General features: G+C 41.8%; 13 protein-coding genes and 2 pseudogenes. All 15 read left to right on the forward strand.

What is annotated here, in order from left to right:
- Positions 1 to 618 precede the first annotated feature (618 nt).
- Positions 619 to 1,467 carry a DegV family protein gene (locus tag CSV70_RS15975; protein ID WP_085132976.1) on the forward strand — a complete coding sequence of 283 codons (849 nt, stop codon included), beginning with the start codon at positions 619 to 621 and terminating at the stop codon, positions 1,465 to 1,467.
- A gap of 14 nt (positions 1,468 to 1,481) precedes the next feature.
- Entirely contained in the window at positions 1,482 to 2,852 is a 1,371-nt protein-coding gene (locus tag CSV70_RS15980) for an ATP-dependent helicase ComFA (RefSeq protein ID WP_199171634.1), read from the forward strand.
- Positions 2,849 to 3,463, forward strand: a complete 615-nt coding sequence (locus CSV70_RS15985) for a ComF family protein (RefSeq protein ID WP_099629378.1) — start codon at positions 2,849 to 2,851, stop codon at positions 3,461 to 3,463. The genes CSV70_RS15980 and CSV70_RS15985 overlap by 4 nt, the downstream gene beginning before the upstream one ends.
- Before the next feature lie 5 nt (positions 3,464 to 3,468).
- The gene (locus CSV70_RS15990; protein WP_085132978.1) at positions 3,469 to 3,888 is read left to right on the forward strand and encodes a TIGR03826 family flagellar region protein; all 420 of its coding nucleotides are present in this window, start codon (positions 3,469 to 3,471) and stop codon (positions 3,886 to 3,888) included.
- A 124-nt stretch (positions 3,889 to 4,012) separates the two neighbouring features.
- Positions 4,013 to 4,279, forward strand: a complete 267-nt coding sequence (flgM, locus tag CSV70_RS15995) for a flagellar biosynthesis anti-sigma factor FlgM (RefSeq protein WP_099629377.1) — start codon at positions 4,013 to 4,015, stop codon at positions 4,277 to 4,279.
- 17 nt (positions 4,280 to 4,296) lie between these two features.
- Positions 4,297 to 4,803, forward strand: a complete 507-nt coding sequence (locus tag CSV70_RS16000; protein WP_099629376.1) for a flagellar protein FlgN — start codon at positions 4,297 to 4,299, stop codon at positions 4,801 to 4,803.
- Positions 4,804 to 4,815: 12 nt separating this feature from the next.
- Complete coding sequence (gene flgK / locus CSV70_RS16005; RefSeq protein WP_099629375.1) at positions 4,816 to 6,363, forward strand: flagellar hook-associated protein FlgK; 1,548 nt, start codon at positions 4,816 to 4,818, stop codon at positions 6,361 to 6,363.
- Between the two features lie 16 nt (positions 6,364 to 6,379).
- A complete protein-coding gene (flgL, locus tag CSV70_RS16010; RefSeq protein ID WP_099661174.1) occupies positions 6,380 to 7,270 on the forward strand; it encodes a flagellar hook-associated protein FlgL in 891 nt (296 codons plus the stop codon).
- Between the two features lie 65 nt (positions 7,271 to 7,335).
- Positions 7,336 to 7,887: a DUF6470 family protein gene (locus tag CSV70_RS16015; protein ID WP_099661175.1), complete on the forward strand. Its 552-nt coding sequence runs from the start codon at positions 7,336 to 7,338 to the stop codon at positions 7,885 to 7,887.
- A 54-nt stretch (positions 7,888 to 7,941) separates the two neighbouring features.
- Entirely contained in the window at positions 7,942 to 8,427 is a 486-nt protein-coding gene (gene fliW, locus CSV70_RS16020) for a flagellar assembly protein FliW (protein WP_099661176.1), read from the forward strand.
- 1 nt (position 8,428) lies between these two features.
- On the forward strand, positions 8,429 to 8,650 hold the full coding sequence (csrA, locus tag CSV70_RS16025; RefSeq protein ID WP_099661177.1) for a carbon storage regulator CsrA: 222 nt from the start codon (positions 8,429 to 8,431) through the stop codon (positions 8,648 to 8,650).
- A gap of 191 nt (positions 8,651 to 8,841) precedes the next feature.
- On the forward strand, positions 8,842 to 9,558 hold the full coding sequence (locus tag CSV70_RS16030; RefSeq protein WP_099661178.1) for a flagellin N-terminal helical domain-containing protein: 717 nt from the start codon (positions 8,842 to 8,844) through the stop codon (positions 9,556 to 9,558).
- Between the two features lie 340 nt (positions 9,559 to 9,898).
- Positions 9,899 to 10,012 (forward strand): annotated as a pseudogene (locus CSV70_RS16035) (flagellin); the annotation flags it as partial.
- Positions 10,013 to 10,311: 299 nt separating this feature from the next.
- Entirely contained in the window at positions 10,312 to 12,747 is a 2,436-nt protein-coding gene (locus CSV70_RS16040; protein ID WP_099661179.1) for a YheC/YheD family protein, read from the forward strand.
- 437 nt (positions 12,748 to 13,184) lie between these two features.
- A pseudogene (locus tag CSV70_RS16045) lies at positions 13,185 to 14,209 on the forward strand (hypothetical protein); the annotation flags it as partial.

Consider the following 14,209-nt stretch of genomic DNA (forward strand, 5'->3'; position numbering starts at 1 on the left):
GCGTGCTTGTTCTTTTAAGGTAAACAATCGTTCAGTCACATTCATCCGCTCCCACATCTTTTTATTCATTATAAACAAAAGTACCCTATAGGATAGACTTTTTTCAAAGTGTCTATCTTATAGGGTACATTTTATGATTCGGAAGGATTTTTTTCTTGTGTATACTAATGCTGTTGGATGAGTTCATTGGTTATGAGGGGGGTTGGGGTTGGTGGCTGGGCTGGGCTTGGGTGTCGCGGTCGGGCTGTGGTCGGGTCGTGCTCTGGCCGCGCTCATAGTTGGCTGAGATCCGCTCTATGCAGCTTGCTTTTCGCTCTATGAAACGTGTTATCCGCTCATAGTTTGTCGTGAGTGCTCTATCAAGCCCCGTATCCGCTCTATCCACCACGCTAACCGCTCTATAAAACCAATCAACCGCTCAATCGCAAACCCCGTCTGCAAGTCCGCCATCGTCTCTTGACGTTTGCACTTGAATTAGGTCTTGAACGTGAACTCAATCAAAGTGTCTGGCAGCGACTCTCTCCACGAAAACTAATTCCAACTTACTGCTCCAATTTCTTCTTCACGGATGCCAACTCCACCGATTTCAGGTAGAATAAGTTACAGGAGTTGATCATATTGAAAACAGCGATTGTGACAGACACGACGGCGTATTTGCCGGATGACATAAAAGCAGAACTTGGGATTTACACGATCCCGTTACTCGTAACTATCGACGGCAAAGAATTCAAAGAAGATGTCGATATTACCACGGAAGCATTCTATGAACTGGTGCGCGGTAAAGGCCCGTTACCGAAGACATCACAACCCGCGATCGGTGACTTCGAAGCGCTATTTAGCGAACTCGCGAAAGACTACGATGCGGTCATTACGATTCACTTATCGAGCGGCATTAGCGGAACGTATATGGGTGCGATACAGGCGGCCGAGCTCGTACCGGAACTAGAAGTGCTGGCGTTTGATTCGGAAATTTCAGCCTATCCCCAAGGCTTTTACGCGATCCGTGCAGCACAGCTTGCGAATGAAGGCGTACATCCGCATGCGATTATTGAAGAATTAAAAGACATGCAAAAAGGCATCAAAGCCTATTTCATGGTGGACGACTTATCGCATCTGCAACGTGGCGGTCGTTTATCCGGTGCACAAGCGCTAGTTGGCGGACTGTTGCAAGTGAAGCCCGTCTTGCATTTCGAAGACAAAGTCATCGTACCGTTTGAAAAAATCCGTACAGCTAGAAAAGCGATGAAGCGCATTTCGGATTTATTGTCGGAAGATGCGAAGAACCAATTGTTAGATGCGGCAGTGATCCACGCGAATCGCTATGACGACGCAGTAGAATGGAAAAGACTATTAGAAGAAAAACATCCGAACGTCGATTTCACGATCAGCCACTTTGGCCCGGTGATCGGCACGCATCTTGGTGAAGGGGCCATGGGACTCGGTTGGGTGAAACGACGCGGAACCTGAACAGGGGGAACTGCATGTCCGAACGACACCAACTTAAGCAATTCTTGGCAGGGCGCATTTGGTTGCGTCATCTTGTGCCATTTTCGGAAGAAGCCGTTGACGAAGCGATTCGTCAAGGCGATATCCATATAGAACCAGGCGTCACAACGAACAAGACGTGGCATGGTACGCACTATACGTGTCAGCGTTGCCATAATGAAAATCAAACACGTTTCACCGTATTCGCGTGCGCTCAATGCGAAGCACCGTGCGCCTATTGTAGAAATTGTCTCAACATGGGGCGCGTGTCATGTTGTTCGCATCTACTCACGTGGACAGGCACACCACCGACTTTTCCGACGAATCACCGTATGAACTGGCAAGGGAATTTGACGCCTTCTCAGCAGAAAGCGACGCGTGAATTGCTTGAAAGTACGAAACAAGGCGTCTCCCATTTACTTTATGCAGTGTGCGGTTCGGGCAAGACGGAAATGCTGTTTCAACCGATTCATTATGTATTAAATGAAGGCAAGCGGGTTTGTCTAGCAGCACCTCGTGTGGACGTCATCTTAGAACTATTGCCGCGGTTAGTGACTGCTTTTCCGGATACGACAGTAGAAGCGTTATATGGCGGGGCAGAAGTAGAACATTTTGACGCACAGCTAATTCTTGCGACGACCCATCAGCTCTACCGTTTTCACGAGGCGTTCGATGCGGTCTTCGTGGATGAAGCCGACGCGTTCCCTTACACAGCGGACGAAACGTTACAACGAGCCGTCAGGAAAGCAGCGAAACCGAACGCGCCGATTCATTTTGTGACGGCAACGCCTTCGAGTCAGTTGCTTGCGATGAATAAAAAACAAGGCCATATTTCGGTCCTCGCACGGCGTTATCACGGGCAGCCGTTACCCGTACCGCGAAACGTGGCGTTATGGAATTACGAGAAACAGCTGAAAAAGAAACGGATTCCGGCGAAATTACTGCGCTGGACAACCGAACGTCTGACTAAACAGCAACCGTTTCTCATTTTCTTTCATCAGATTGAACTGATGGAACTCGCTGAACCGTTATTCCAGAAACTCGATGAGCGAATTTGTGCAGTCCATGCGGAACATGAAGACCGCAAAGAACGGGTGCAGTTACTTAGACAAAAAGCAGTCCCTGGCTTGCTGACGACGACGATACTCGAGCGGGGGATTACCATTCCGAACGTGCAAGTGGCGGTTGTCGGAGCGGAGCAAACGATTTTCAATAAAGGCGCACTCATCCAAATCGGTGGGCGAGTGGGTCGTTCCGTACCGAACACGTCAGGCGACTTCGTACTGTTCCATCAAGGCATCACCTATGCGATGGATGAAGCGAAACGAGAAATTCGTAAACTAAACAACACCGTGGTGCCGCAATGACGTGCTTACTATGCGATAAACCACTACATGACCAGCCCACTTGGCAACACTTCCTCGGTCTTCAACAAGACACGTCCGCCTGTCCAATTTGTCTCGAAAAATTCGAACGCATCGACAGAATCCTAGAAGACAATGTTCTCGATTCTGTTCATTCACTCTATGCATATAATGAAGCAGCGAGAGAGTACTTGCATCAGTTCAAGTTCATGCAAGACATCGCGCTCGCACAAATTTTTGCCTCCCCATTACGTAGTGTACTGAACGATTCCAAAAAGATCATCGTACCGATTCCGATGCATCCGATCAATAAAAAGAAACGAACGTTTTCGCAAGTGGATGCGTTACTAGACGCCGCGAATATTTCGTATCAATCGCTACTTGCAAAAACAACGGAATCGGTAATGGGGGAAAAATCACGCAGCGAACGTCTCGCAATGACTGAACTATTCCACGTAACGGCCGATATACTCTATAATGAAGCAGTGCACGTGCTTGTTGACGATATTTATACGACTGGCACCACATTGCGTCACGCAGCTGAAGCGTTGAAGCAGCGCGGAGTACACCGAGTGGAAGCTGTGACGTTATTCAGACCTATTAGAGAGAAGTGAGAGAGATGGCGGAAGTTAGAAATTGTCCGACATGTGGCAGTATGTTTAATTACACAGGACTTCGAGACGTATGCGGCACGTGTGCGCAAGCGGAAGAAGAAATGTATGAGACAGTCTATCGATTTTTACGAAAACGAGAGAACCGTGCAGCGACTATAGAGCGGATTGTAGAAGTAACCGGCGTAACACAGGAATTACTGCATCGCTGGGTTCGTAAAGGGAGACTGCAACCGGCAATGTTCCCGAATCTCGGCTATCCATGTGATAAATGTGGCGCATTAACATCGTCAGGGAAGATCTGTGCCAAATGTACCGATGAAATTCAAGCGGACCTACGAACATTTGATGCGGCGCAAGAGCTCCGTGAAGCGATTGAGGCGCAAGAAAAAGGCACATACTACACACAAAAAGACCGTAGAGGATGACATGCGAAACGAGCAGTTCGTACTGCTCGTTTTTTCATACAAAAGCCTCTAAAAACTTCATGAAATCTGCCGAAGTAAAGAGTAGTACCTAAATCCAACACAAGAAGTGAAAGGAGCGAGACGTATGAAAATAGAAGGATTTAAACCACAAGCCGTCAACCCGTACCGCAATCAGCAAATGAAAGTGGATCAAATGAAGCAAACAGCACAAGTGAAAACGGATAAGCTCGAGATTTCATCAGAGGCGAAAAAGTTATCCGCAACTTCACCGATTGAATCGGCCAGACAACAGCGAGTACAGGAATTGAAAGCGCAAGTGCAATCTGGAGAATATCAAGTAGATGCGGGTAAACTCGCTTCCAGAATGGTGTCGTATTTCAATAAGCTATAATGAAAGTAGGGTTACACATGTCCATTGAACCAATTTTGACAACGCTCAATCACCTAGAAAAACTGCATATGAGCTTGCTCCGTCTGTCGAACGACAAGACCGCATTGCTAAAAAGCGGCGACGTCGACGGGATTGACCAGCTGTTGAAGGAGGAGCAAGCTCACTTAGCAGCTATTGTGCAAATGGACCAAAAACGTGTACAGGAAGTGAAGCAGTATATAACCGCACAAGGAAGTGCCGTACTTGCTGAACCGACCATGACACAATTAATCGAACTAGCAAGCACTCCGGACAAAGAACAGTTAGCAGAGGCGAGGGACCGTCTCCTGCATGCGATTCATGAGTTGAAACAGCAGAATGAACTCAATCAGCAACTGACTTATCAATCACTTCAATTTGTGAATCTATCGCTGGACATGGTCCGTCCGCGTCCGGAAACCGTCAACTATTCGAAAAACGAAGTACAAGGGCAGTCACAAAGCGGAGCAAAAACTAAGCTCTCTTCATTCGACTCCCAAGCTTAAGGAGGACACACTATGCGCTCAACATTCATGGGACTAGAAACTAGCAAACGCGGATTGTACACACAGCAATCCGCTCTTTATACGACAGGGCATAATATCGGAAACGTCAACACACCCGGTTACACACGCCAGCGCGTCAACATGCAAGCAACATCCGGCTTTCCTGGGATCGGAATAAACGCAGGCACGATGCCAGGATTTCTTGGGACAGGCGTTGAAACAGGTAGTATTCAGCGGATTCGTGATTCATTTGTCGATCATCAATTTCGCAGTGAATCAACGAAACTAGGATACTGGGAATCACGTACGAATGCGATTGCACAAATGGAAGACGCGATCGGCGAGCCTTCCGAGTATGGTTTACAGCAATCGATGAGCGACTTTTGGCAATCGTTGCAAACACTTGCGTCGAGTCCGGAAAACGGCGGGGCGCGTGCGGTGGTTGTGGAACGTGGGGTGGCGGTAGCTGACTCGTTTAACTATATTTACAAGTCTATTTCTGAAGTTAAAGGAAATCTAGGCGATGAAATTGATTTTAGCGCAAAAGATATTAACTCGTTGCTAACTCAAATTGGAGAACTAAACAAACAAATCGCCAACGTCGAACCGAATGGCTACTTGCCGAACGATCTCTACGATGCGCGTGACGGATTGCTAGACCAATTGTCTAGTTATCTACCGATTGAAACGAGCTATGAGAAATCAGGCGGACGTGCGTCGGCTATTGCGGAAGGTACCGTGACAATTAAAATTAAAACAAATGTTCCAGGAAAAACGATCACCGTAGTAGAAAAAGACCAAGTCGCAGAACTCACTGTAGACGGCAATGACCCAAATCAACCGTTTCCCAATTTAATGACAGGCTTCACGTTTTCAGGTGGACCGATTAAGAATCCGGCTGACGGTGAGCTGTCTGTGAACGATATGGTTAACAGCGGCGAATTGAAATCACTTGTGGACTCATATGGATATATAAATTCAGACGGAAAAGAAAAAGGTCTATACCCAGAGATGATGGCAAAACTGGATAAAATGGCAAATGAGTTTGCGAAAGCGTTTAATGCCGTTCATGAAGAAGGGACGGACTTAACAGGTGTAAAAGGCGAGCCATTCTTTGTTTTACCAGCTGGCGCAACCGAATTTTCTGCAAGTACGATCGCAGTAAATGATGCAATTAGAAAAGATCCGAATAAACTGGCAGCCTCGGATGCTAAAACGGGTGCTGAAGTCGGTAACGGACAAAACGCTAAAAAACTGGGCGATGTATTCTTTGCGAAGTTACCAGGACTAGAAGGTTCAAGCGTGCAGAGCTACTACGCTCAAACGATTGGGCAACTCGGAGTCGAAGGGCAACAAGCACTTAACATGACCGAAAGCTCAGGAGTTTTACTATTAGCGGTATCAAATCGCCGTGCCTCCATCAGCTCAGTCTCACTCGATGAAGAAATGACCGACATGATCCGCTTCCAGCAAGCGTACAACGCATCTGCCCGCATGATTACCGTGATGGACGAAGCACTCGACAAAATCATCAACGGAATGGGCACAGTCGGCAGATAATGAAGGAGGAATTTTCATGCGTGTAACACAATCGATGCTATCGCAAAACATGCTGCGCAACTTATCGAGCAGCTATAATAATATGGGCAAACTTCAAGAACAATTGAATACAGGCAAAAAAGTCAATCGCCCATCCGATGATCCCGTCGTCGTCATGAAAGGCATGGGCTACGGCATGCAAGTGAACAAAGTGGAACAATACCAAAAGAATATGGGCGAAGTGAACAACTGGCTCGATAGTTCGGACGATGCGTTGGATGGCGTGGGACAAGTATTGCATCGTTTGAAAGAGTTAGCTACAAGTGCTTCCAATACTGGCGCGATGACAGAGACAGATAGGAAAGCTATTGAAACTGAGATTGGTCAGCTCCGTGAACACTTGCAAGATGTAGCCAATACTAAAGTTGGCGACAAGCATATATTCAGTGGCAGTATGACAGATCAACCACTTTTTAATAAAGAGACAGGTAAGTACGAAGATGGAAATTCTTTTTCTGCCAATGTAGAAATACAAGTATTTGACGGGATAAACTTACGAGTCAGTACAGATGTAAGTAAAATGTTTAAAGATATTGATACGATGTTAGATAAAGTAAAAGACCTCACAGCTACTGGTTCTACGGCTACAGGAGAAAGTTTTGGTAAACTGATTGGGGAAATTGATGGTCATATGGATGTTGTTCTTTCAAAACGTGCAGACATCGGTGCCCGTTCCAACCGTGCAGAACTGATGAAAAATCGTCTGGAGATGCAAGAAGGTGCCGCAAAAAAACAACGTTCTCAAAACGAAGATGTGAACTTTGAGAAAACGATCACGGACTTGATTACATCAGAGTCGATCCATCGTGCCACATTATCGGTAGGCGCGAGAATTATGCAGCCTTCTTTAATGGATTTCTTACGCTAAAAGATGTGGCGGACACTACGCAAGTGTCCGCTATTTTTATATAAGAAAGTAAGGGAGTGATAAAAGTGAACATTCCACAGCTTCAAATTCAGACCACACCGGCTAAAATTAATCTCCAAGTGACAAAACCTATCCAGGAAATCCAACAACCTAAAGCCACGCTGAGCATTGAACAACCAGCAGCCATATTAGAAATGTCGACGACCCGACCGCAACTATCACTCGACACCACAGAGAATCGTGCAGATATCGATATGAAAAGTGTGTTTCGCCGAACGGCTGATAATGCTCAATATGGATTACAAAAAGTACAAGAAGGCACAGCTCGTCGCGCGCAAGAAGGTATGCAACTGATGAAAATTGAAAACGGTTCAACGATAGCGGATATCGTCAAACAGAACACGGAGAAACCAATGGCCGAACTGCAAGTGAAATTCGTAGGGGACCGTACCAAAATTAAAATGAGTTTTTCTGAAGGTTCACTGGATATTAATGTGACACCGCAGAAGCCGAAAATCGACGCACAAATAAATAAGCCGATCCATAATTACACACCTGGGAAAGTATCTGTAGAGATGCAACAGTATGGATCGATAGAGATTGATTGGAAAGTGTAATAAAAAGTACGTTGAGTAGTAAACCAGCAAAACGTTGAAAAGGAGAGAAATCTAGTGACACAACCACTTAAAGAAATCGCAACAAAATTCCACGGTAAAATAGAAATAGACCTATCGAAAGCATGGCACTTCCCGAAAGGACTTCCAGGATTTGAAGAGGAAGAAGAATTCGTCATCTTGCCAATTGGAGAGAATCAACAATTTCAAGTACTACAGTCAACAAAAGAAGCAGGTGTGGCATTCGTCGTAGCTAATCCATACAAAATTGTAGCAGAGTATGACTTCAAAATAGACGATCCAACAATTGATTTACTAGAAGTAGAAAGTCCAGAAGATTTGATGGTACTAGGTATCGTCTTTATTAAAGAACCATTTGAAGAATCGACCATCAACTTACAAGCACCTCTTTTATTCCAAACAAACAATAGAAAAGCGAAACAAATGGTATTGAATGATAAGCGCTATCTTATCAAACATCCAATCGATGAAAAGAAATTGGATGAAATGAAAGAAAAAACAACTAGCGGAAAGAGCGAATAATATGTTAGTACTCTCACGCAGAGCGGGCGATACGATCAAAATCGCCGATAATATAGAAGTGAAAATTCTCGAAGTAAAAGGCGATACGGTACGGGTAGGGATTGAAGCGCCTAAATCAGTGGATATTGTACGGGGCGAACTCATTCAGTCAATTAAGGATACGAATGCCGAATCATTATCACTGGATATGGACTGGTTCACAAATTTTAAAAATAAAAAGTGAATCATAAGTCACTGGATCACCACATTTCAAACAAATAGAAAAAAGATTTTACTAAACTACTAAACACTCTAGTCACCCATCCGATATTAGTAGTGTAAGCGGCAGAGAGCGTCCGGCCGGCACTCAAAACCGTACTACAAATAAGGGACACAAGGACGTGTACCCAACAAACACTCAAGGAGGAAATTAACATGATTATTAACCACAACATGGCAGCGATGAACACGCACCGCCAACTAGGGTCAAACAACACAGCAGCAGCGAGTAATATTGAGAAACTGTCTTCAGGTTTGAAGATCAACCGTGCAGGAGACGATGCAGCAGGTCTAGCAATCTCTGAGAAAATGCGGGGACAGATTCGTGGCTTGGACATGGCATCCAAAAATGCTCAAGATTCGATTTCTTTGATTCAAACAGCTGAAGGCGCGTTGAATGAAACACATGATATTCTACAACGTATGCGTGAACTTGCTGTTCAGTCTTCTAATGACACTAATACAGATAAAGATCGTGTAGAATTACAAAAAGAAGTTGCAGAATTAACAAAAGAAATTACACGTATTGCTGAAAATACTGAGTTTAATACTCAAAAGTTACTTGATGGCACTTTTGAAGATAAGGTTATGCATATTGGTGCAAACACAGATCAATCTCAAGAACTAACAATTAAAGCAATGGATGCAACAGGTCTTTCAATTGAAGCAGTGGATATAGAATCTCAAACTGGGGCGAATGCTGCTATTGAAACAATCCAGGAAGCAATTGATCTTGTATCAGCCGAACGTTCTATGCTCGGTGCAAACCAAAACCGTCTAGAACACACAATCAACAATCTCGGAACTTCTTCCGAAAACCTAACAGCTGCAGAATCACGTATCCGTGACGTAGATTATGTCTTAGCTGCGTAAGCAGTAACAGACACAGTCGTCCTAACTGGTAACGGTTAGAGAGTACGACCGGGTGAATTGCTGGAAACCCCTGAAACTGTTCTTGCTACAACGTAACTGGAAACGGTCAGCGTGAATGCTTGAAAAAAGAACAGATTGGGCAATCAGCAGCCAAGCTCCTGTCTCGAAAGAGTGGAGAAGGTTCAACGACTAGGATAGACCATCTAGGGCACATGCTATGATGATGAAATCCGTAGGAAACGCAAGGCTGAGTACCTTGCCGATCCGAAGTGCCCGGCCCCTACCGATAGCGGAGGGTGAAGATATAGTCTAGTCATTAGTGAAAGCTAATGTTCGCACGATGGCGAAAGAGATGATGGACTTTACGAAGAACAACATCTTAACTCAAGCAGCACAAGCAATGCTAAGTCAAGCTAACCAACAGCCACAAGGCGTACTTCAATTATTACGTTAATTGATTCAAAAGGCACGATCCAACAATCGGATCGTGCTTTTATTATTTCAATGACCATCTCAGTATGTGAAAACATTATAAAGTAAACTATTGTTTTTCTTGAAAGTATGTGTGAAGATACCGAAAGCCTTTATACAATAATTTTAAAAACCTATATCATCTGGTAGTATTAAGAATCAGCGTAAAGTAATAATTTAAAAGAAGTGATTTCATACTCGCGTTCTTAAAGATATAATTGTAAAATTTTGAAAAACGTCACTGTTGATAAGAAAATTTACTAACTGAAAGAGGTGTCACAAATGAACAACTTAACGCAGAAAGAAAAGATTCAACTTTGTAATATATTATCCACTTTAGTCGAAGCAATAGAACATCTACATAAGTTGGTCAAGGAGAAGCAATATATCCAAAGTCTTTATACCTTCAGCTCAATTGTAGAGGGGTATCATGAGATTCAACGAACAATTCTTCGTTCTGATATAAAACAAGTGAAAGAACAAAAGTTGCAATTGGATAAACAGATATCTCTAGTAGCAGAAGCTTTTGAAAAACAAGACTTGTTAAAAGTTAATGAGTTGATTCAGTTTTCATTTTTGCCGACTATAAGAAAACTATACAATATATTAGCAGAAGAAAATTCGTCTCGAAATGCAGAACTAACTTTGATTGGAATATTCCATTCGCTTGGAAATCCAAAAGAATTCTATCCGGAAAACCGTTTAATGGCAATGATTAGAGAAAGTGAACGTCAAAATTCAAAGTTGATATTCTTTACATCCCAAGATGTAGATTTTGAAAATGTAGAAATTAAAGCTTATATATATGAAGATAAAATTTGGAAAAGTGTTCATTCAAGATTTCCTGATGTCATTAACAATGTAGGTGGCGGCAAGCAGACACAGACAGAAAGAAAACTACGCAGAATGATACCTTTCACAAGTTTCCATGTTGGAAATAAATTGACTCTTCCTAAACGATTATTAGAGAATAAAAAATTTGCAGAATTGCTAGTGCCGTTTATAGTCGGAACGAGTAAAAAGCAAATCCTTGATTTTTTGAATACCAATCAAAAAGCAGTATTTAAAGCATTGAAGAGCAATCGAGGGGAAGATATATACTTTGTAACTAAAAAAGGACAACGCTACTCTGTGCTAGAACATAAAAACGAGGAAATCTTTTCATCCGAAAAATTTGATAGATGGCTGGATGGTATCATTCTTGCGGAGTCAGCAAGCTATATTATACAACGGTTTGTGCTGACCCGTACAAAAGCAAATGAACCCTATCATTTTCGTGCACATGTGCAAAAAGATGGAAAGGGTCAGTGGATGCTGACATATATTTATCCACGTATCGGTAACAGGAAAAGTAATTTAAGTAATGTGGTGCATGACGGGTATATTGAGGACTTTCATGAATTCATGATAAGAGAATTTGAATATAAAGGTTCTGAGTATGAGAATGAGATTTTGCTTCTTTCAATTGAAGTTGCCAAGCATTTAGACAAGTTATATGGTTTCGGTATAGATGAACTAGGTATCGATTTTGCTATAGATGATACAGGGCGTATTTGGATGCATGAAGCGAATAACGGACCACAAACAGCATTTCATGAAGAAAAAAGAGCTGTGAATACGATAGCATATGCAAAATATTTGGCTATAAACGGAATTTATTACGATGAAACATTCCGTAAGTCGCAATTAAAGATGTTTCAGTCAAACAAAAGTTCATTACCCTATTTAGAAATGAACGATAAATCACTGTTAGGAATTTTGAATGGAAATTATAAAGAAGATGAATTAATTCAAGCTTTAGCAGAAAGAAGTTATGAAAACAATATTTCAATTTGTTTATTTCAAGCAAAAGATATGGACTTTGACAAAATGCTAGTAAAAGCAAAAGTATGGATTGATAATAAGTGGGTCGAAAAGATTGCAGAATATCCCGATATCATTTTAGACCGCATTCAACTCAGAGGTCACCAAGATATGCAATTTATCTATGACGAATTGATCGATATCCCATTCTTGAGTATCACCAATACGAAAGATTTGACAAAAATAGGGTTTATCAAGATTCTTCAAAAAAACCCTTGTTTAGTAAACCATATACCAGAGATTAAACTAATCGAAAAGATAAGAGATATTACAAAGTTCCTTGAGACTCATCAATGTATTCGAATTGAAATGAATAACTACTCGAAAAATGTATTACAATTTATTCGTGTACTTGAGAACGGCAAATATGAAATAACGTATGACAAAAACAAGCTTCAGTATAATGGTTTACAATTACGAAATAAGTTAAAAGAAGAGTTGACGAAACATACATTTATAGTCCAAGAAGAAACCAGAATGTATTACTTAAACATTCCTTTTTATATTATAGCAGATTGGATGCTCGACGGAAAAGGTAACTGGAATTGCCTAAGTTTATATCCAGTTTTCGAAAAAGAAGACATAAATACCGATCTAATGACAGTGTTATCTTCGTTATATCCAGGGAATGAGTTAGACATTTTAAATGATTTAAAAAAAGTTGCAAACAATAGTGCGGTATTTATTCATGAAGTCTATGGGAATGATATTTCTTCTTTATCGTTCGAATTCGGCTTGAACGAAATAGGACAAGCAAGACTTAACTCTATTACACCTAATAAAGTTAGAAATATTGGAGATATTGAGAGTTATGCGGAAGGTATAATAAGTCGTGTTAAAGGTATTTTGAAATAGTTATAATTTGTTATGTAAATACGAATAATGAATTACCGTACTTTTATGTTCATTTTTAACTAAGTAGATTAGTATTAATATCAATTCCAAAAGTGAGAGATAAAGAATTCTGACTTTTGGAGTTTTTTAGTGTAGTTAAATACAATGAGTAGTTAATTTTTTTATACTCTCTTCTAATATTGTTTTCTACTAATAGATTTCATCTCTATATACCATCTTTTTGTATACGTTGCATTGTTGTATGTTTAATTATTACCAGCAAAATTTATTTTTTTCCTATCTATAAATCTGTAAATTAGAACCGATATATCAATTAGTGCAAAGGAAACCTTCCAAAGTACCTATTTTAATAGTGGCAATTAATTTGTTTAGAAGAGTGTTTTTTTATGTTTAACAGATTGAGGCGGTAGAATACAATTTAAAAGGGGATAATTATTATGCAAAGTAAGTCACAAAAGCTTTATTCTACTCTAATTGCATCAGCTTTAGTAACGGCAAGTGTAGTAGCACCAATCGGTAGTGTGAATGCTGCAACACCATCTTATATTGAGGTAAACAATAATGTAGGGGCTGCAGATACAGTAGTATTTAAAGGTGTTGTAGCCAAAGATGTAGTGAAAGTTTATGATTCTAAAGGAGAAAAACTACTAGGTAGTGCAACTGCTACTAAAAGTGGTGATTTGACGGTTTCTCTTAAAACACAGTTTACGGAAGCAAAAATTCAAGTAAGCCTAACTAATTATAACAAATTAGAGAGCAAAAAAATTGAAGTAGATGTCCCTGCTGAAGCTATGACGACGGCACCTGAGGTTGAAAGGATAACAGTAGCTAACAATGTAGGAATTGCAGATACAGTTACTGTGAAAGGATTAGTAGCTAAAGACGTTGTAAAAGTGTACGGGGAAGATGGAACCACGTTACTTGGTTCAGCAGTAGCCTCAAAAGTAGGCGATGTAGTCGTGACCTTAAAAGCACAGCTGACAGGAGAGAAAGTTCAAGTTAGCGTGACGAATGCCAATAGTTTAGAGAGTAAAAGGACAGAAGCTACAATTACTGCCGAAAAAGAAACACCGACTCCAGACGCTGACACGGTCACTGTAGCGAACAATGTCGGAGTAGCGGATACGGTCACAGTGAAACACTTGGCTATCAAAGACGTAGTAAAAGTATACGCGGAAGATGGAACCACGTTGCTTGGCTCAGCAGTCGCGTTAAAAGCAGGCGATGTAGTCGTGAGCTTAAAAGCGCCGTTGACAGGAGATAAACTTCAAGTGAGCGTGACGAATGTCAACAGTCTAGAGAGTGACAAGGTCGAAGCAGCCATTGCCGCTGAAAAAGTGACGACGGCTCCAGAGGTCGACACAATTACGGTGGCGAACAATGTCGGGATCGCCGATACGGTCACAGTGACGGGCTTAACTGCGAAAGACGTAGTCAAAGTATATAAAGTAGATGGTGAAAC

Source organism: Sporosarcina sp. P25 (genome assembly GCF_002743235.1).
GTDB lineage: Bacteria > Bacillota > Bacilli > Bacillales_A > Planococcaceae > Sporosarcina > Sporosarcina ureae_B.

Coding starts and splice junctions, on each gene's coding strand:
- CSV70_RS16040 (WP_099661179.1), top strand. CDS start 10,312: ATGAACAACTTAACGCAGAAAGAAAAGATTCAACTTTGTAATATATTA.
- CSV70_RS15990 (WP_085132978.1), top strand. CDS start 3,469: ATGGCGGAAGTTAGAAATTGTCCGACATGTGGCAGTATGTTTAATTAC.
- CSV70_RS16030 (WP_099661178.1), top strand. CDS start 8,842: ATGATTATTAACCACAACATGGCAGCGATGAACACGCACCGCCAACTA.
- flgM (WP_099629377.1), top strand. CDS start 4,013: ATGAAAATAGAAGGATTTAAACCACAAGCCGTCAACCCGTACCGCAAT.
- CSV70_RS16000 (WP_099629376.1), top strand. CDS start 4,297: ATGTCCATTGAACCAATTTTGACAACGCTCAATCACCTAGAAAAACTG.
- CSV70_RS15985 (WP_099629378.1), top strand. CDS start 2,849: ATGACGTGCTTACTATGCGATAAACCACTACATGACCAGCCCACTTGG.
- csrA (WP_099661177.1), top strand. CDS start 8,429: ATGTTAGTACTCTCACGCAGAGCGGGCGATACGATCAAAATCGCCGAT.
- CSV70_RS15980 (WP_199171634.1), top strand. CDS start 1,482: ATGTCCGAACGACACCAACTTAAGCAATTCTTGGCAGGGCGCATTTGG.
- flgK (WP_099629375.1), top strand. CDS start 4,816: ATGCGCTCAACATTCATGGGACTAGAAACTAGCAAACGCGGATTGTAC.
- flgL (WP_099661174.1), top strand. CDS start 6,380: ATGCGTGTAACACAATCGATGCTATCGCAAAACATGCTGCGCAACTTA.